The organism is Citrobacter sp. Awk 4, assembly GCF_028069725.1.
GTDB lineage: Bacteria > Pseudomonadota > Gammaproteobacteria > Enterobacterales > Enterobacteriaceae > Citrobacter_D.
Map to the genome: position 1 here is coordinate 40,011 of NZ_JANEWG010000030.1, position 19,486 is coordinate 59,496.

General features: G+C 53.7%; 15 protein-coding genes, 1 tRNA gene and 1 pseudogene. 13 read left to right on the forward strand and 4 right to left on the reverse strand.

All coding sequences use genetic code 11. The features are described 5' to 3' along the window. Window positions 1-144 precede the first annotated feature (144 nt). Window positions 145-1,791 carry a chaperonin GroEL gene (gene groL, locus NNO04_RS13970; RefSeq protein ID WP_162383444.1) on the reverse strand — a complete coding sequence of 549 codons (1,647 nt, stop codon included), beginning with the start codon at window positions 1,789-1,791 and terminating at the stop codon, window positions 145-147. A gap of 43 nt (window positions 1,792-1,834) precedes the next feature. Then, a complete protein-coding gene (locus NNO04_RS13975) occupies window positions 1,835-2,128 on the reverse strand; it encodes a co-chaperone GroES (RefSeq protein ID WP_008453772.1) in 294 nt (97 codons plus the stop codon). 276 nt (window positions 2,129-2,404) lie between these two features. Between NNO04_RS13975 and yjeH the strand changes: the two genes are divergently transcribed. Next, on the forward strand, window positions 2,405-3,661 hold the full coding sequence (gene yjeH / locus NNO04_RS13980; protein WP_271445171.1) for an L-methionine/branched-chain amino acid transporter: 1,257 nt from the start codon (window positions 2,405-2,407) through the stop codon (window positions 3,659-3,661). A 19-nt stretch (window positions 3,662-3,680) separates the two neighbouring features. Here yjeH and NNO04_RS13985 read toward each other — a convergent pair whose 3' ends face one another. Continuing rightward, window positions 3,681-4,157, reverse strand: coding sequence for an FxsA family protein (locus NNO04_RS13985; RefSeq protein ID WP_271445172.1), 477 nt, complete (start codon window positions 4,155-4,157; stop codon window positions 3,681-3,683). Window positions 4,158-4,495: 338 nt separating this feature from the next. Here NNO04_RS13985 and aspA point away from each other — a divergent pair, with 338 nt between their 5' ends. From aspA to NNO04_RS14020, 7 genes and pseudogenes are all read left to right on the forward strand, one after another. Further along, window positions 4,496-5,932 (forward strand): aspartate ammonia-lyase, encoded by a 1,437-nt coding sequence (gene aspA, locus NNO04_RS13990; RefSeq protein WP_271445173.1) that lies wholly within the window; start codon window positions 4,496-4,498, stop codon window positions 5,930-5,932. A gap of 114 nt (window positions 5,933-6,046) precedes the next feature. Continuing rightward, window positions 6,047-7,348, forward strand: coding sequence for an anaerobic C4-dicarboxylate transporter DcuA (gene dcuA, locus NNO04_RS13995; RefSeq protein ID WP_271445174.1), 1,302 nt, complete (start codon window positions 6,047-6,049; stop codon window positions 7,346-7,348). A 122-nt stretch (window positions 7,349-7,470) separates the two neighbouring features. Continuing rightward, on the forward strand, window positions 7,471-7,818 hold the full coding sequence (gene cutA, locus NNO04_RS14000) for a divalent cation tolerance protein CutA (RefSeq protein ID WP_271445175.1): 348 nt from the start codon (window positions 7,471-7,473) through the stop codon (window positions 7,816-7,818). After that, entirely contained in the window at window positions 7,794-9,503 is a 1,710-nt protein-coding gene (locus tag NNO04_RS14005; protein ID WP_271445176.1) for a protein-disulfide reductase DsbD, read from the forward strand. The genes cutA and NNO04_RS14005 overlap by 25 nt, the downstream gene beginning before the upstream one ends. 36 nt (window positions 9,504-9,539) lie before the next feature. Next, on the forward strand, window positions 9,540-10,115 hold the full coding sequence (locus NNO04_RS14010; protein WP_271445177.1) for a transcriptional regulator: 576 nt from the start codon (window positions 9,540-9,542) through the stop codon (window positions 10,113-10,115). Window positions 10,116-10,181: 66 nt separating this feature from the next. Then, window positions 10,182-11,201 (forward strand): annotated as a pseudogene (locus NNO04_RS14015) (DUF1176 domain-containing protein); the annotation flags it as partial. A 142-nt stretch (window positions 11,202-11,343) separates the two neighbouring features. Then, a tRNA-Phe gene (locus NNO04_RS14020) sits at window positions 11,344-11,419 on the forward strand. A 146-nt stretch (window positions 11,420-11,565) separates the two neighbouring features. Here the strand turns inward: NNO04_RS14020 and NNO04_RS14025 are convergent. Next, the gene (locus NNO04_RS14025; RefSeq protein ID WP_271445178.1) at window positions 11,566-13,173 is read right to left on the reverse strand and encodes a lytic transglycosylase F; all 1,608 of its coding nucleotides are present in this window, start codon (window positions 13,171-13,173) and stop codon (window positions 11,566-11,568) included. A 334-nt stretch (window positions 13,174-13,507) separates the two neighbouring features. On the opposite strand from NNO04_RS14025, the gene NNO04_RS14030 reads away from it, so the two are divergent. The 5 genes from NNO04_RS14030 to NNO04_RS14050 all read left to right on the forward strand — a co-directional run bounded on the left by NNO04_RS14030 (window position 13,508) and on the right by NNO04_RS14050 (window position 19,248). Beyond that, a complete protein-coding gene (locus tag NNO04_RS14030) occupies window positions 13,508-14,995 on the forward strand; it encodes a sugar ABC transporter ATP-binding protein (RefSeq protein WP_271445179.1) in 1,488 nt (495 codons plus the stop codon). Further along, entirely contained in the window at window positions 14,976-15,959 is a 984-nt protein-coding gene (locus tag NNO04_RS14035; protein WP_271445180.1) for an ABC transporter permease, read from the forward strand. The genes NNO04_RS14030 and NNO04_RS14035 overlap by 20 nt, the downstream gene beginning before the upstream one ends. A 66-nt stretch (window positions 15,960-16,025) precedes the next feature. Continuing rightward, on the forward strand, window positions 16,026-16,979 hold the full coding sequence (locus NNO04_RS14040; RefSeq protein WP_271445181.1) for a substrate-binding domain-containing protein: 954 nt from the start codon (window positions 16,026-16,028) through the stop codon (window positions 16,977-16,979). 71 nt (window positions 16,980-17,050) lie between these two features. Then, window positions 17,051-18,115: a sugar phosphate isomerase/epimerase family protein gene (locus NNO04_RS14045; RefSeq protein ID WP_271445182.1), complete on the forward strand. Its 1,065-nt coding sequence runs from the start codon at window positions 17,051-17,053 to the stop codon at window positions 18,113-18,115. Then, window positions 18,112-19,248: a Gfo/Idh/MocA family protein gene (locus tag NNO04_RS14050; RefSeq protein WP_271445183.1), complete on the forward strand. Its 1,137-nt coding sequence runs from the start codon at window positions 18,112-18,114 to the stop codon at window positions 19,246-19,248. Before NNO04_RS14045 ends, NNO04_RS14050 begins: the two co-directional genes overlap by 4 nt. Window positions 19,249-19,486: the final 238 nt, after the last annotated feature.

The following is a 19,486-nucleotide window of genomic DNA, read 5'->3' on the forward strand; positions in this document are numbered from 1 at the left end:
GAAACGGCTCACCTTCTGCTACGCTAAACGGCTTTCGGGAGCGGGGACTGGCCCCGCTCTCCTGGGGCGCGTAAGTTAACTGTTAGAGAGGGAATTTCTCTGCTTATTCAGTTAGTTACGCAGAGGAATGCGACTCTCGTCGCACTACATCATGCCGCCCATGCCACCCATGCCGCCCATACCACCAGCAGCGCCTAAGTCAGCCGCATCGCCTTTCGGCAGATCGGTGACCATGCACTCGGTGGTGATCATCAGGCCAGCAACAGAAGCTGCGTACTGCAGAGCAGAACGGGTCACTTTGGTTGGATCCAGGATACCCATGTCGATCATGTTGCCGTACTCTTCAGTTGCAGCGTTGTAACCGTAGTTACCGTCGCCCGCTTTCACGGTGTTAGCCACAACAGACGGTTCTTCACCGCAGTTCAGTACGATCTGACGCAGTGGGGATTCCATCGCGCGCAGTGCAACTTTGATACCCACGTTCTGGTCTTCGTTCTGACCTTTCAGGTCAGCAATTTTGCTTGCTACGCGAATCAGCGCAACACCACCACCAGCAACCACGCCTTCTTCTACCGCAGCACGGGTCGCGTGCAGGGCATCTTCAACACGTGCTTTCTTCTCTTTCATTTCAACTTCGGTCGCAGCACCTACTTTGATAACTGCAACGCCGCCTGCCAGTTTCGCTACGCGCTCCTGCAGTTTTTCACGGTCGTAGTCAGAGGTTGCTTCTTCGATCTGCTGGCGAATCTGAGTCACACGACCCTGGATTGCTTCTTCGTCACCCACGCCATCAATGATGGTGGTGGTGTCTTTGTTGATCACAACGCGTTTAGCCTGACCCAGATCTTCCAGGGTCGCTTTTTCCAGTTCCATACCGATCTCTTCAGAGATAACGGTACCACCGGTCAGAGTTGCGATGTCCTGCAGCATTGCTTTACGACGGTCGCCGAAGCCAGGTGCTTTAACAGCAGCCACTTTCACGATGCCGCGCATGGTGTTAACCACAAGCGTTGCCAGCGCTTCGCCTTCAACATCTTCAGCGATAATCAGCAGCGGTTTGCCTGCTTTCGCAACGGCTTCCAGAACCGGCAGCATTTCGCGGATGTTAGAGATTTTCTTGTCAGCCAGCAGAATGAACGGGCTTTCCAGTTCTACTGCGCCAGTTTCCGGCTTGTTGATGAAGTAAGGGGACAGGTAGCCACGGTCGAACTGCATACCTTCAACCACGTCCAGTTCGTCCTGCAGACCGGTACCGTCTTCAACGGTGATCACACCTTCTTTACCGACTTTGTCCATCGCTTCTGCGATCAGTTTACCTACGGTTTCGTCGGAGTTAGCGGAGATAGTACCAACCTGAGCGATAGCTTTAGAGTCAGAGCACGGTACAGACAGTGCTTTCAGCTCTTCAACTGCAGCAGCGACAGCTTTGTCGATACCACGTTTCAGATCCATTGGGTTCATGCCCGCAGCAACAGCTTTCAGACCTTCAGTGATGATGGACTGAGCCAGTACGGTCGCGGTGGTGGTACCGTCGCCTGCAGCGTCGTTCGCTTTAGAGGCCACTTCTTTCACCATCTGCGCACCCATGTTTTCGAACTTGTCTTCCAGTTCGATTTCACGTGCTACGGAAACACCATCTTTGGTGATGGTCGGAGCGCCGAAGGATTTATCCAGCACCACGTTACGGCCTTTCGGGCCCAGAGTTACTTTAACTGCATCTGCCAGTACGTTTACGCCGCGCAGCATTTTCACACGAGCGTCGTTACCGAATTTTACGTCTTTAGCTGCCATTATCTCTTTTCCTTAAATTCGTATGTTCAGTGTCGTTCGCGGATTAGGCTTCAACAATTGCCAGGATGTCGCTTTCGGACATGATCAGCACTTCTTCGTTGTCGATCTTCTCGGACTTCACGCCGTAGCCATCGTTGAAAATAACGATATCGCCGACTTTCACGTCCAGCGGCTGCACACTACCGTTTTCCAGGATGCGGCCCTTACCGACAGCGATGATTTCGCCACGAGTTGATTTACCTGCTGCAGAACCGGTCAGAACGATGCCGCCAGCTGATTTGGATTCAACTTCTTTACGTTTGACGATCACACGATCATGTAACGGACGAATACTCATTGATAGCTCTCCTTTGAGAAAGTCTTTATCAGTTATGGGTGACGCCGGCCCGTAAACGGATTTCCCGGCTAGTGACCAGAGAGATGGGGATGGGGTTATACCCCTTCAAGGGGGCAACCAAAAAAAAATTCCTCTCAGGAGAAAATCCGGTCAAAACACCAACCCACCTCACATTTCGCACCAATTTCAGGGGCGTCGTCATCAGCAAATCTGATTGTGATACCATCGAAAATCTACGCAGTTGCCTGAATTTTAGGCGTAACCGGATAACGATTCATGAGCGGACTAAAACAAGAGCTGGGGCTGGCCCAGGGGATTGGCTTGTTATCGACATCATTGTTAGGCACCGGTGTCTTTGCCGTTCCGGCACTGGCCGCACTTGTCGCGGGAGATAACAGCCTGTGGGCGTGGCCGATACTCATCGTATTAGTTTTTCCGGTGGCCATCGTGTTTGCGGTACTGGGTCGCCATTACCCCAGTGCCGGAGGCGTGGCACATTTTGTTGGAATGGCGTTTGGAAATCATCTGGAGCGGGTTACCGGCTGGTTATTTTTGTCGGTCATTCCCGTCGGTTTACCTGCCGCGCTCCATATTGCCGCCGGATTCAGCCAGGCAATGTTCGGCTGGCACGGCGAGCAGTTGCTGCTGGCGGAACTGGGAACGCTGACCCTGGTGTGGTACATCGGTTCTCGCGGCGCCAGCTCCAGCGCTAACCTGCAAACACTCATCGCCGGCCTGATTGTGGCGCTGATTGTCGCCATCTGGTGGGCTGGCGAGCTGCAACTCGCGGAAATCCCCTTCCCGGCGCCAGGCGATATCGAAATATCGGGACTGTTCTCTGCGCTGTCGGTGATGTTCTGGTGCTTCGTCGGCCTCGAAGCCTTTGCGCACCTGGCATCCGAATTCAAAAATCCTGAGCGAGATTTTCCGCGCGCTCTGATGATTGGCCTGTTGCTGGCGGGTTCCGTTTACTGGACATGTACCGTCGTAGTTCTGCATTTTGGCGCTTACGGCGAGCAGATGGCGGCGGCGGCTTCACTGCCTGAAATTGTCGTGCAGCTGTTTGGCGTCAAGGCGTTGTGGGTTGCCTGCATCATTGGTTATCTGGCCTGTTTTGCCAGTCTGAATATTTATATTCAAAGTTTTGCCCGTCTGGTCTGGTCGCAAGCGCGATACAAACCTGACCATTATCTGGCGCGCCTCTCCTCCCGCCAGATCCCACATAATGCGCTGAATGCCGTACTGGTATGCTGCGTTATCAGTACGTTGTGCATTTATGCACTCGAAATCAACCTCGATGCACTGATTGTCTACGCTAATGGCATCTTTATTATGATCTATCTGCTGTGCATGCTGGCGGGATGCCGTTTGCTGAAGGGGCGCTTTCGCGCACTGGCGATTATTGGCGGTTTGCTGTGTCTGCTTTTACTGGCGATGGTCGGCTGGAAAAGTCTGTACGCCATTATTATGCTGGCGGCGCTATGGCTATTCTTGCCCAAGCGGAAAGTGCCGGATGGCAATGTGAACGCCTGATCCGGCCTGATACAAGAATTTAATCCCGGCGATCGTCTTTATGATCGATGCGGTCGCGCTCTTCGTCCTTGCGCTGAAACTCGCCGTCAAACGTCTCGCCACCACCGGTTCCGGCGCAAAAACCGCCGCCAGGCATCCGGGAGAAACGCAAATGCGGTAACAGTTTCATCGTCAGATGCTTCTGTACCGGCGGTAATAAAAGAAGAAGACCGAGGAAATCGGTGAAGAACCCAGGCAGGACTAACAACAGACCGGCAATGATCAGCGACACACTCTTGATCATCTCGGCTGCCGGGCTTTCACCCGCCGCCATTTTCTGCTGCATCAGCAAAAAGTTTTTAAATCCTTGATTGCGTACTAGCGACATACCGACGATCGAAGAGAAGATCACCAGAATCAGCGTCATCAGTACGCCCAACACCTGGGAGACCTGGATAAAAATAGAAATCTCAATGTAAACATAGAGAAAGATGGCAATAAGTGGTATCCAGCGCAAAGGGATCTCCTGTAGATAACCGCCGTTTCAGCACGTCGGTTTGAATAATTGTGCAATTTGCATTCGACTTATATTGAGGTACTCAGCAAAATTTCAAGCCATTTATGGATATATTTATGGGAGTAATCCAAAAGGGGTGATCTATCTCACAAAATAATAAATAAGGAGTAATAACCCACATTTTAAGTGATCCAGATTACGGTAGAAATCCTGAAGCAGCATATCATCTCGGACATCAGACCGATGCAGGGGATAATCGTCGGTCAGGAAACATTCGAAACCACATATATTCTGTGTGTTTAATGTAATTTTTTGGCAGCTTGAAAAAGAAGGTTCACATGTTAAACAACATTCGTATCGAAGAAGATTTGTTGGGTACCAGGGAAGTTCCAGCGGAAGCCTATTACGGTGTTCACACTCTGAGAGCGATTGAAAACTTCTACATTAGCAATAACAAAATCAGTGATATTCCTGAATTTGTTCGCGGTATGGTAATGGTGAAAAAGGCAGCAGCACTGGCTAACAAAGAGCTGCAAACTATTCCTAAGAGTGTGGCAAATGCCATCATCGCCGCCTGTGATGAAGTCCTGAACAACGGCAAATGCATGGACCAGTTCCCGGTAGACGTATACCAGGGCGGTGCAGGCACCTCCGTCAACATGAATACCAACGAAGTGCTGGCCAACATTGGGCTGGAACTGATGGGTCACCAGAAAGGTGAATATCAGTACCTGAACCCGAACGACCACGTTAACAAATGTCAGTCCACCAACGACGCTTACCCGACCGGTTTCCGCATCGCGGTATATGCTTCTCTCATTAAACTGATTGATGCTATCAGCCAGCTGCGCGAAGGCTTTGAGCGTAAAGCGGACGAATTCCAGGATATCCTGAAAATGGGTCGTACCCAGCTGCAAGATGCTGTGCCGATGACTCTGGGTCAGGAATTCCGTGCTTTCAGCGTACTGCTGAAAGAAGAAGTGAAGAACATTGGACGTACTGCAGAACTGCTGCTGGAAGTTAACCTCGGCGCAACAGCAATCGGTACAGGTCTGAACACCCCTAAAGAGTACTCTCCTTTAGCGGTACAGAAACTGGCTGAAGTCACCGGCTTTGCCTGTGTACCAGCAGAAGACCTGATTGAAGCGACCTCTGACTGCGGCGCTTACGTTATGGTGCACGGCGCGCTGAAACGTCTGGCTGTGAAGATGTCCAAAATCTGTAACGACCTGCGTTTGCTCTCCTCTGGCCCACGTGCCGGTCTGAACGAGATCAACCTGCCGGAACTGCAGGCGGGTTCTTCCATCATGCCAGCGAAAGTGAACCCGGTTATTCCAGAAGTCGTAAACCAGGTCTGCTTTAAAGTCATCGGTAACGACATCACCGTTACCATGGCGTCTGAAGCAGGTCAGCTGCAGCTGAACGTAATGGAGCCGGTTATTGGTCAGGCAATGTTTGAATCCATTCATATCCTGAGCAACGCTTGCTACAACCTGCTCGAAAAATGCATTAACGGTATCACTGCTAATAAAGAAGTCTGTGAAGCATTCGTTTACAACTCAATCGGTATCGTCACTTACCTCAACCCGTTCATCGGCCACCACAACGGCGACATCGTTGGTAAGATCTGTGCTGAAACCGGTAAGAGTGTACGTGAAGTCGTACTGGAGCGCGGTCTGTTGACTGAAGCTGAGCTGGACGATATTTTCTCTGCACAGAACCTGATGCACCCTGCCTACAAAGCAAAACGTTATACTGATGAAAGCGAACAGTAATCGTACAGGGTAGTACCACAAAAGGCACGTCAGATGACGTGCCTTTTTTCTTATTAGAAGTTACTTAAAAACAACAATTTAATATCAACTCGTTAAACAACTAGGAAGGCTAATATGATAGTTGTAGAACTTATCATCGTTTTGCTGGCAATCTTTTTGGGTGCCAGACTTGGGGGCATTGGTATAGGATTTGCTGGTGGGCTTGGCGTTTTGGTTCTTGCAGCCATAGGCGTGAAGCCCGGTAATATCCCGTTCGATGTAATTTCCATTATCATGGCGGTTATTGCTGCTATTTCTGCCATGCAGGTCGCCGGTGGTCTGGACTATCTGGTTCACCAGACAGAAAAACTGCTGCGTAAAAACCCGAAATACATCACGATCCTCGCTCCGATTGTGACCTATTTCCTGACCATCTTTGCAGGTACAGGCAACATCTCTCTGGCAACTCTGCCAGTTATCGCTGAAGTGGCGAAGGAACAAGGGATCAAGCCTTGCCGTCCGCTCTCCACTGCGGTGGTTTCTGCGCAAATAGCCATTACCGCGTCGCCAATTTCTGCGGCGGTGGTATACATGTCTTCCGTCATGGAAGGTCATGGCATCAGCTACATTCACCTGCTGTCCGTGGTCATTCCGTCCACCCTGCTGGCGGTACTGGTAATGTCCTTCCTGATCACCATGCTGTTTAACTCTAAACTTTCTGACGATCCGGTATACCGCAAGCGTCTGGAAGAAGGTTTGGTTGAACTGCGCGGCGAGAAGCAAGTTGAAATCAAAGCCGGTGCGCAAAAATCCGTTTGGTTGTTCCTGTTGGGCGTAGTCTGTGTTGTGGCTTATGCCATCATCAACAGCCCGAGCCTCGGCCTGGTCGCTAAACCGCTGATGAACACCACCAACGCCATTCTGATCATCATGCTGAGCGTCGCGACGCTGACTACCATCACCTGCCGCGTTGAGACTGACTCCATTCTGAACTCCAGCACCTTCAAAGCAGGGATGAGCGCCTGTATTTGTATCCTGGGTGTGGCATGGCTGGGCGACACTTTCGTTTCTGCCAACATTGATTGGATCAAAGAGACTGCTGGTAGCGTGATTCAGGGTCATCCGTGGTTGCTGGCGGTGATCTTCTTCTTCGCTTCTGCGCTGCTGTACTCTCAGGCTGCAACCGCTAAGGCACTGATGCCGATGGCGCTGGCACTGAACGTTTCTCCGCTGACTGCTGTGGCGTCTTTCGCAGCCGTTTCTGGTCTGTTCATTCTGCCGACCTACCCAACGCTGGTTGCGGCGGTTCAGATGGATGACACCGGTACTACCCGTATCGGTAAATTCGTCTTCAACCATCCGTTCTTCATCCCGGGTACTCTGGGTGTTCTGCTTGCTGTTTGCTTCGGCTTCCTGCTGGGCAGCTTCATGCTGTAAGTATTACCCGCGGGGCGTGTTATACGCCCCGCACTCCTTTCCCCGCTTCGACTAACATTTCGCCCCTCTCCGTTGTATAGTGACCAATCTCTTGCTGGTCTTTCTGTACTTTCGAGGTGTTTATGCTTGATGTTAACAGTCAGGATATGTCCATCCCCGATGCCGTTGTGGTGCTCTGTACTGCGCCGGATGAAGCCACAGCTCAGGATCTGGCAGCCAAAGTGCTGGCAGAAAAGCTGGCTGCCTGCGCCACGCTGATCCCCGGAGCCACTTCCCTGTATTACTGGGAAGGTAAACTGGAGCAGGAATATGAAGTACAGATGATTTTTAAAACCACAGTATCGCACCAGCAAGCGCTTCTGGACTGCCTGAAGTCTCACCATCCCTACCAAACCCCCGAACTTCTGGTTTTACCCGTCACACACGGAGACAATGATTACCTCTCATGGCTCAACGCATCCTTACGCTGATCCTGCTGCTGTGCAGCACATCCGTTTTTGCCGGATTATTTGACGCCCCTGGCCGCTCGCAGTTTGTACCTGCCGACCAGGCATTCACCTTTGATTTTCAGCAGAACCAACATGAGCTGAATCTTTCCTGGCAGGTGAAAGAAGGCTATTACCTCTATCGTAAGCAAATCAGCATCACGCCGTCTCAGGCAGAAATTGCTGACGTACAGCTCCCGCCAGGTGTCTGGCACGAAGATGAGTTTTATGGCAAAAGTGAAATCTATCGCCAACGGTTGACGATTCCGGTGACGGTCAACAAGGCAGCGTCAGGCGCGACATTAACTGTCGTCTATCAGGGATGTGCTGACGCCGGTTTCTGCTACCCGCCAGAGACCAAAACCGTGCCGCTGAGCCAGGTGATTGCCAGCACGAATGTGCAACCAGCCGCCCCCTCTTCAACAACGCTGCCAGAAAACGCGCCGCAACCAGCCAGCCAGTTGCCCTTTTCCGCATTGTGGGCGTTGCTGATAGGGATTGGCATTGCATTTACGCCATGCGTTCTGCCGATGTACCCGCTCATTTCCGGGATCGTGCTGGGCGGCAAACAACGCCTCTCTACCGGACGCGCTCTGCTGCTAACCTTTATCTACGTGCAGGGGATGGCGCTGACCTATACCGCGCTTGGCCTGGTCGTCGCCGCTGCCGGACTACAGTTTCAGGCGGCGTTACAGCATCCTTATGTGCTGATTGGCCTGGCGGTGGTGTTTACCCTGCTGGCGCTGTCGATGTTTGGCCTGTTCACACTCCAGCTCCCCTCTTCGCTGCAAACACGTCTCACGTTGATGAGTAATCGTCAGCAGGGCGGTTCGCCAGGCGGCGTATTTGCGATGGGGGCAATTGCCGGGCTGATCTGTTCGCCATGCACCACCGCGCCGTTAAGCGCTATTTTGCTGTATATCGCCCAGAGCGGAGACATGTGGCTCGGCGGCGGGACGCTCTATCTCTACGCGCTGGGAATGGGATTGCCGCTGATCCTGGTCACCGTTTTTGGCAACCGCCTGCTGCCGAAAAGCGGTCCGTGGATGGAGCATGTCAAAACGGCCTTTGGGTTTGTCATCCTCGCGCTCCCTGTCTTTTTGCTGGAGCGTATCATTGGTGACGAATGGGGGCTGCGTCTGTGGGCGCTACTGGGCGTTGCCTTCTCTGGCTGGGCATTTATCACCAGTCTGCAGTCAAAACGGCGCTGGATGCGCATAGTGCAGATTGTCCTGCTGGCCGCCGCGCTGGTCAGCGTGCGTCCGTTGCAGGACTGGGCGTTCGGTAATGCAACGGCGCAAACGCAGGCGCATCTGAACTTTACGCCTGTCGCCTCCGTCGAGGAGTTAACACAGGCGCTGGCACGCGCCAAAGGCAAACCCGTGATGCTGGATCTGTATGCCGACTGGTGCGTCGCCTGTAAAGAGTTTGAAAAATATACCTTCAGCGATCCGCAGGTACAGCAGGCATTGGGCGATACGGTACTTTTACAGGCCAATGTCACTGCCAACAACGCGCAGGATGTGGCATTACTGAAACACTTACACGTGCTGGGATTACCCACCATTTTGTTCTTTGACGCGCAGGGGCATGAACACCCACAAGCGCGGGTAACGGGCTTTATGGATGCGGCGACCTTTAGCGCACATTTGCGCGATCGGCAACCGTGAGCGACACTTGCAAAAGGAAAAACGGAGGAGAATACCGTGCAACGTGAAGATGTCCTGGGAGAAGCCCTAAAGTTACTTGAGACGCAAGGGATAGCAACGACCACACTTGAGATGGTCGCCGATAGCGTTGATTATCCGCTCGACGAACTGCAACGTTTTTGGCCGGATAAAGAGGCGATTCTCTATGATGCGTTGCGTCATCTGAGTCATCAGATAGAGACCTGGCGCCGTCAGCTAATGCTGGATGACACACTGAGTGCAGAGCAAAAGCTCCTGGCACGCTATAGCGCGTTGTCAGAATGTATGACTAATCACCGCTATCCTGGTTGCCTGTTTATCGCCGCCTGCACGTTTTATCCTGATCCCTCCCATCCGATTCACCAACTGGCGGATCAGCAAAAACGGGCCGCGCACGATTTTACCCACGAGTTACTGACCACGCTCGAAATTGACGACCCGGCAATGGTCGCCCGGCAGATGGAACTGGTGCTGGAGGGTTGTCTCAGCCGTATGCTGGTGAATCGCAGCCAGGCCGATATCGATACCGCGCACCGCCTGGCAGAAGATATCCTGCGCTTTGCGCAGTGCCGTAAGGCGGGCGCGCTGACCTGATCCGCCTATCACTCCCCTGATGATGCGCATATAATTTCAGCGACACTGATACGTAAAAGGAATTATATGCGCCGTCTCCTCCTCATTGCGGCAGCTGGATTATTTTCAATCCCGCTCTTTGCTGCGCCGTTAACGGGTTTTTCGTTTGACCACAAAGACTGGGAACTTTCCTGCGACAATACCGGCACCTGCCGTGCCGCAGGTTACGGCGTCAATACGGGAGAGGTTAGCGTCTTGCTGACCCGTCAGGCAGGTCCAGGGCAGCAGGTCAGCGGACTAGTGACCTTCGCACAAACCCAAAACGACATCCCCACCGATGCCAGTGTCAGTATGTTCATTGATGACCAACCTCAGGGAACACTTACGGCCAAAGACAGCGAGCATTTCCGTTTCAACAGCTCGCAAATCACCGCCCTGCTTCAGGCGCTGATTCAGGACAAAAAAATTGAGATTGCGCTTAATGGACAGCGTAAAACGCTCTCCAGCGCAGGTGCCAATGCCGTGTTCCTTAAAATGGATGAATACCAGAAGCGCATAGGAACCCAGAGCGCCCTGCTGCGTAAAGGCAAGGCCAGCGACGAAAACGTACTGGCGGCAGTCCCGGCGCCTGTCATTATTGCCGCCCCCGTGACGCCTTCAGCGCCAGCAACGCCATTAACCGCAAGTCAACGCAAGAGAGTAGAAACAAAACTCACCAACGACTGCGATGACTGGGATAACGAGAATATCCCTGCCGGGGACCGCCAGTTAACGCTCACCGCAATTGATAAATCACACACCCTGATCCAGGGGCTCTGTTGGCGCGCCGCGTATAACGAAGGATACGCCATGTGGGTAGTGGACAACGCACTGACCAGCGACCCGCAACTCATCACTACCGATGCCACCAGCTACACCGATGGCGTGATTACGTCCTTCAATAAAGGTCGCGGTATCGCCGACTGCGTCAGCGGAGAAGAGTGGGTATGGGACGGCAACACATTTGTGCATAGCCTGAAATACACCACAGGCGACTGCCGGGAAATCGCTCCCGGCGGCACCTGGATGTTACCGACCTTTGTTAGCCAGGTTGAGGCAGCGCAAAAAGTCAGTGAACAGAAAAAAGCGCGGTGATTTTAAGCAAAATGATGCTATCTGAGACAGAATCGCCGCAAAGATAAGCAATCAGACAACAAAACGAGAAATATGATTGACGGGGAATGCAGATTACGGTTTAATGCGCCCCGTTGCCCGGATAGCTCAGTCGGTAGAGCAGGGGATTGAAAATCCCCGTGTCCTTGGTTCGATTCCGAGTCCGGGCACCACTATTCTAAAGAACCCGCCCACAAGGCGGGTTTTTGCTTTTTAGCGTTCCGGTAGATTTCTGGCCATTATGGGCACAGGCTCTACTGCTTCCCCTCAGAACTACACCCGCACACTTTCCCTTAGCAACACACGGTCCTCACGGTATTTATGGGGTTTCTTTTTTTGCCTTATCAGTGGCTTGTTCCGGGGCGATTTCACTCATTGATTCCTCGGCGTCTTTCTCTTTACGCGCAACTTCGTCCATGATGAGCCGATAGGCGATGTAGTACTTGTAGATGTTACTCACATAGGTGACGGTCTCTGCCCCGATCTGCTCAGCGGCCATATATTCCACGTTGCCAAACCAGACATCAGGGTCAAAGCCGCGCATTTTTGTTTCGGCACGTAGCCGGGCAATACGGGCCGCACCCGCGTTGTATGAGGCGAACGAGAAGAGCGCCTTATCAAGCTGGGTCATCGGCTCGTCACCGTAGTAATTGTCTATCATCCATCGCATGTATTTCACCCCAGCATGAATGTTAGGATCCAGCTTACGGATATCGCCCACTTTCATTTCCTTGCCAGTGCGCGGCATCACCTGCATTACGCCAATGGCTCCCACATGGCTGCGGGCGGACTGATTGAGCCGCGACTCCTGATACCCCTGCGCAGCCATCAGCAGCCAGTCCACGTCGTAGCGCATTCCATACTTTCTGAATAAATAAACCATTTTCAGTAGCTTGCGACGCTCTTTCTCAGCAGCTGCACTTTTAACGTATTCTGCGTTCTTCAGGTAGCGGAACAAAAGGATGTTACCCAGTTTGCTGCCCTGGCCATTTTCCTTCACGAAGTCATTCAGCAACGCGAGAAGTTCCGGGCTATTTTTGCGTACAGCCCACGCGATATTGGCATCGTCGCGCAACACAATATCTTCGTGTATCTGGATTTTTGGAAACACTTGTTTCCAGAACTCAGCTTTATGGCGATCGACGACGATCAGCGGGATGAGCCCGGCATTCAGCATCTCTATCAGATCTTCATCCTCAAGCGATTCAGGGGCTTCCTCGAGAACAACGGGGGGAAGAGAAGCTTTAGCAAAGCGTGCATTAAGCGCCTTCAGGCTCTCGTAATAGCTTGATGAGGGACGCACAAACACCGTCTTGCCCGAAAGTTGCTCCAGGGTTTCTACCTTCGGGGAGTTGGGGCCAGAGAGCAGCAGTTCTTTGACATTGGGATACAGAGGGAGGGTGAAATCCACGAGTTTCTGACGATCCGGAGTGATGGTCAGATTGGCGGCGGCAATATCTCCCCTCCCCTCGTTGAGAGCCATGAACAGCTGATCACGCGCCACCGGCACGAAGATAATGCGTACTTTGAGATGACGTTGTTTGAGTTTGTCCTCCTTCAGTAACCTGGCGTTGAGTTCACGTTCAAACGCCATAAACACGTCATGGGTGACTCCGCGCTGAGTTCCCTTGGTGATGAAGAAGAACGTCTTACTGTAGGTCGTCAACACCCGGATCACCCGGCGGTCGAGCATCCCTGGCAGATCCCCCACCCAGGGTTGCAGCAGTTCATCCATGTTGACTTCGAGCACCTCTCGTTCCTCCTGCTGAGGCCTTTCTTGCTCAGCAGAATCAGCATGAGACCTTTCTTGTTCCGCAGTCACCGCAGGCGGCCGATTTTGCTCAGCAGAAACAACATACACAGGGGCGACGAACAGCAGTGCGGTAATAAGGGCGATGAGAAATCGGTACAACGAGAAGGCATTCATGGCGAGAAACTCCGCATGGCGCATCCTTTTATTTTAGCCAACGCCGGGACTCTCTGATGCATATCTGGCGTACTTCAACAGCATTCAGAAACTGCGTTACGCCACTGATGACGAGCGTAAAAAGCCAAATCTTGCGCCGCCCGGCAGAAATCATTGTCCTGACTTGCGTTTTTATACCTTGTGCACTGCACTCAAATTCAGGAAATAATCGACAGCGCCGGGTGAGAATGATGGTGAGCAGCGACACAGCGTGGGGGGGAACGTATCGGGTTCCGGGTGCCATCGATGGCCCCCGTTGTCATGGCATGTACCTGAATAAATCAGGAATGTCCTTGTGAGCCTTGCCATTGAATTTGTCGGTATCTGCAAAGCATTTGGCCCGGTGCGCGTGTTGCATGGGGTGAGTTTTACGTTGGCGCCGGGAAAAATATATGGCCTGTTGGGGGAAAACGGGGCCGGTAAATCGACCCTGATGAAAATTCTCGCCGGTTACGAGCAGGCCAGTGAAGGCGAAGTGCGCATTGACGGCGTGGCCCGTCACTTCCGTTCTTCTCGTGAGGCCGAGCAAGCAGGTGTGGTATTGATCCATCAGGAATTCAATCTTGCCGAGCACCTCACGATTGCCCAGAATATTTTCCTCGGTCATGAATACAAACGGGGCTGGCTGCTGGATGAGCGCGCCATGGAAAAGGCAAGCGCGCGCTGTCTGGCCGACGTCGGTCTCGGGATCTCGCCGAATACGCTGGTACGGCAGCTGATCGTCGCAGAGAAACAATTGGTCGAGATAGCCAAAGCGTTATCACGTCAGGCGCGTTTGTTAATCATGGACGAGCCCACCGCCACGCTGACCCCGGCGGAAACAGAGCGATTATTCGCGCTGATAGGCAAGCTAAAGGAAGATGGGGTCACCATCATCTATATCTCTCACAAACTTGATGAGGTCAAAAGCATCACCGATGAAGTCATCGTGATGCGCGATGGCCGCTTCGTTTCCCGTGCCTCCACCGCCGATCTCACCCGCCAGCAAATGGCGAACCTGATGGTTGGACGTGACATGTCCGACATGTTTCCCCCGAAGTGTTCACCAGCCAGAGAGGCCCCCATTGCACTGACCGTTGAGGGGCTGTCAGTACCCGGCTGGATCGACGAACTTAGCTTTAAGGTGCACGCGGGGGAGATCCTCGGCTTCGCCGGTCTGGTGGGTGCCGGACGCACTGAGGCTTTTGAAGCCATCATGGGGCTGCGGCCACGCAGTGCCGGCACACTGACGCTGGGGGGAAAAACAGTTCAGCCCGACAACCCACGCGATGCCATGCGTCATGGTCTCACCTATATGCCGGAAGATCGCAAAGGCAAGGGTTTGCATATCAACCTGGGGCTGAGCGAAAACCTGACGCTGATGACCCTGGAACGCTACGCCACGCCTTTGCTCAATCAGCACGCCGAGCGGGAAGCACTTGAGCAGGCGGTTACGACCTTTGGACTTAAAGTGGGTGATCTCAGCGCCAGGGCGCGCATGCTTTCCGGGGGAAATCAACAAAAGCTGGTGCTGGCCAAATATCTGCACCCGGACCCACGCGTTATCGTGCTTGATGAACCCACCCGTGGCGTCGACGTGGGGGCCAAAAGAGACATCTATTTTTTGATCCAACGGCTTGCCACAGAAGGCCGCGCCGTGATCGTCATCTCCAGCGAGTTGATAGAACTGATCGGTTTGTGCCATCGCGTACTGGTGTTACGTGCGGGGCGGTTGCAGGCAGAACTTAGCGCCGGAAATCTGAACGAAGAGGAGCTGATCACCTATGCTACCGGTACCCGCTGATCTTTTCGTTGTCTTCCGTCGCACCTGGTCGCACCTTTCGGGTTTGGGCCCGCTAATTGGGCTGATTCTGTTGTGCGTCGCTGGCACCCTGCTTAACCCGGATTTTGCCACCTTCGATAACCTGATGAATGTGCTGACCCGTACTGCGTTTATCGGCATCATCGCGGTGGGCATGACCTTTGTCATCATGTCCGGCGGCATCGATCTTTCGGTGGGTTCCATGGCTGCGCTGATCGCAGGTTGTGTGATCTTGTTTATGAATCACTTCACCGGCAATCCCCTGGCCGGCGTGGTGTTCGGAGCGCTGTTTGCTCTGGTGCTGGGCGCACTGTTTGGTACCTTACATGGCTTGCTGATTACCAAAGGGCAGATCGAAGCCTTTGTCGTTACCCTGGGTACCCTGGGTATTTTTCGGGCTTGCCTCACCTGGCTGGCGGATGGGGGAGCGCTCACGCTCGCTGACACTCAGGCGGATATCTACAGCCCTGTCTATTATGGCAGTTTGCTCGGTGTCCCCATTCCGGTGTGGGTGTTTGCCATCGTGGCGCTGGCGGGCGGGCTGTTACTCAATCGTACCGCTTTTGGCCGCTATGCACAGGCCATCGGATCTAACGAGCAGGTCGCTCGTTATGCCGCGATCCGCGTCGATCGCATCAAGATCCTGACCTACGCGCTGCTCGGTTTCTGCGTGGGGATCGCGACATTGCTGTATGTTCCACGACTGGGTTCCGCCACGCCGAGCACCGGCCTGTTGTGGGAGCTGGAAGCAATCGCTGCCGTGGTGGTGGGCGGGACGACCCTCAAAGGAGGGGAAGGCCGTATTGTCGGTACGGTGATCGGCGCCATCCTGCTCTCCGTGATCAGTAACATTCTTAATCTCACCAGCATCATCAGCGTTTATCTCAACGCCGCCGTTCAGGGGGTGGTCATTATCATCGTCGCTTTTCTGCAACGCGGGCGCTGAGGTAGTGGTAACAAAGGAAATCCGCGGGCACGCGGGCAAACCGTTTGATTTACTGGAGATAACTCGATGAATAACGCGCTTCGCATTATTGGTGCCAGTGTCCTTGCCTGCTCGCTCAACACCAGCTGGGCGGCAGAGAGTGTAACGCTGGGTGTCTCTATTCCCACGGCCACTCACAGTTTCACCTCCGGCATCGTCTGGTGGGCCAACAAGGCCAAAGCAGATTTAGAGAAGGAACATCCCGATCTCAAGGTCATCGTGAAAACGGCCGCTAACGCCCCTGAACAGGCGAATCAACTGCAGGATCTGTTAACGGTTAACAAAATGAACACCCTGGTGATTTTCCCCTTTGAATCCGCAACGCTGACCAAACCCGTGGCGCAGGTGAAAGAGAAAGGCGTGTACGTGACGGTCGTTGACAGAGGGTTGACCGACACCAAAGCCCAGGATGCTTACGTTGCCGGTGACAACACCGCATTTGGCAAACTGCCTGCCGAATATCTGGCGAAGGTTATGGACGGAAAAGGTGAACTGGTCGCCTTGCGCGGTATTCCGACCACACTGGATAACGAGCGTTTTGACGCCTTCACTGCCGTTATTAAACAACACCCTGAAATGAAAATTCTTGATGCCAAATACGGCAACTGGAACCGGGATGACGCCTTCAAAGTGATGCAAGACTTCCTTACACGCTATAAGCATATTGATGCCGTCTGGGCTGCCGATGATGATATGGCGGTAGGCGTGCTCAAGGCCATTGATCAGGCCAAACGAGATGACATCAAAATCGTCTTTGGTGGCGCGGGGGCCAAAGGGGCGGTCAAAACGTTAATGGAGGGAAGCGATCCGCGCATCCAGGCTAACGTCTCCTATTCACCCAAGTTTATCTACGATGCGATCAAACTGACCGCAGAGGCGCGCCTGCAGGGCAAGGAACTGCCTGCCAAAACCATTATTCCTTCGGTGTTGATCACCAAAGAGAATGCCAAAGATTTCTACTTCCCTGATTCACCGTTCTGAGTTTGTGTACACGCGGGGTGTATAGATCACCCCGCCATACCCACTTTCACCGCATGATGAAGGAGTTGCGCATGAAAACCATCAAAGGACCGGCTGTCTTTCTTGCTCAATTTATCGGTGACCACCCTCCCTTCGATACGTTGCAGGGGCTGGCTGGCTGGGCCGCAGGTCTGGGGTTCAACGGGGTGCAGCTTCCCACGAATCATCCTCATCTGTTCGATTTGAACCAGGCAGCACACAGTCAAACCTATTGTGACGAGATCGCCGGACAGCTGGCAGAACATGGGCTCGTCATCACAGAGCTTTCGACTCATTTGCAGGGACAACTGGTGGCGGTGCATCCAGCCTATGATTCTCTGTTTGATCAGTTCGCGGCACCAGAGGTGCGGGGGAATCCGACCGCACGTATCGAGTGGGCGGTTAATCAACTGATGGCGGCGGCGAAGGCTTCTCAACGTCTGGGGCTAACAGCACATGCGACCTTTAGCGGTGCCTTCGCCTGGCCTTACCTTTACCCCTGGCCCCAGCGACCGGCAGGGCTTGTTGATGAAGCCTTTGCCGAGCTGGCACGCCGTTGGCGACCTATTCTGGATACGTTTGATGAGCAGGGTGTTGACGTTTGTTATGAGCTGCACCCCGGTGAAGATCTGCACGATGGGGTGACGTTTGAACGCTTTCTGGCGGCACTGGATGCGCATCCACGCGTCAACATTCTCTATGACCCCAGTCATTTCATATTGCAACAGCTTGATTATCTGGATTTTATCGACATCTACCATCAGCGAATCAAGGCGTTTCACGTGAAAGATGCCGAGTTCCGCCCCTCCGGACGCCAGGGGGTGTATGGGGGGTATCAGGAATGGCCGGACCGTGCAGGGCGTTTTCGTTCTCCCGGAGATGGTCAGATAGACTTTACGGCAATTTTCTCGAAACTGACCCAGTATAACTATTCTGGCTGGGCCGTGATGGAGTGGGAGTGCGCCCTTAAACACCCACAGAACGGTGCTGCTGAAGGGGCGCAGTTTATTCGCCAGCATATCATTCAGGTGGCGGAGCATGCCTTCGATGACTTTGCCGATAGCCGTCTCGATCCGGCTCAGTTATCCACCTTACTGGGGCTGGGAGCGAAAACATGAATCGCCGTCTGCGTCTTGGTATGGTGGGCGGAGGGCAAGGCGCTTTTATCGGAGCCGTACACCGAATGGCCGCCCGGCTGGATGATCATTACGAACTGGTAGCGGCGACCCTCTCTGGCGATCCCGACAGAGCCGCGGCCAGTGCGGCTGAACTGAGACTGCCGCGCAGCTACAGCGATTATCGCGAGATGGCGCGACTGGAAGCTGCCCGTCCTGACGGCATAGAAGTCGTCGCTATCGTGACACCGAATCATCTGCATGCCCCAGTGGCGACCGCGTTTCTTGATGCCGGTATTCATGTGATCTGCGATAAACCGCTGGCACTGACGCTCGGAGAAGGAGAAGCACTGGCCGCGCTGGCAAAACAACAGCAGCGGCTGTTTGCCGTAACGCACACCTACAGCGGATACCCGATGGTGCGTCATGCCCGCGCCCTGGTCGCCGCAGGTGAACTTGGCGATCTGCGTTATGTGCAGGTGGAATATCTTCAGGACTGGCTGGCGGAACCCCTGGAAGCCAGCGGCCATCGGCAGGCGGCCTGGCGTACCGATCCCGCGCGAGCCGGTCGGGCCGGTTGCCTGGGGGATATCGGCACCCATGCCTGGCAGCTCGCCGCCTTTGTCAGTGGTCAGTTGCCGGAGGCGCTCAGCGCCGAGCTTCACACCTTTGTACCCGGCAGGCGGGTTGATGATCATGTTCAGGTCTGGATGCGTTATTCCAACGGCGCCCGTGGTTCACTGATTGCGAGTCAGATCGCCAGTGGCGAGGAAAACCGACTGGTACTGCGTCTCTACGGATCCAGAGCCAGTTTAGTCTTCAGTCAGGAGGAACCGAACCAGCTTTGGTTTACCCCACTTGCGGGTCAGGCGCAGCGGCTGACACGGGGACGCAGCATGAGTCCGGCGGCAACGCATGCCACCCGAGTGCCAGCGGGTCATCCGGAGGGCTATCTGGAGGCTTTCGCTCAGCTGTATACCGATGCTGCACTGCGCATTCATGCCATGCAGGCTGGGGTTCCTCCCCCGCCGGAGACAGACGCTCTTCCCAGTGTGGAAGAGGGGGTGAACGGCATGCGTTTTATTGATGCGGTGTTAGACAGTCACCGTGCAGACGGTGCCTGGATACCGTTATAAATCCACACCTCACCGAAATGGGAGCTTCTGGACAGACGTTTTTCAACCGTAGTGTGCATGAGTTATGGAAGAGTGGTTTTGTATCGTGCCAGATGGCGCTGTTCTTATCAGACCCGCAGGCCGGATAAGGTGTGCAAAAGTCACCCTCCGGCATTTTCCCCGCACCACAGACGCAAAAAAGCCCATCCGTCAGGATGGGCTTCTTCACTTGTCTGATGCCTGGCAGTTCCCTACTCTC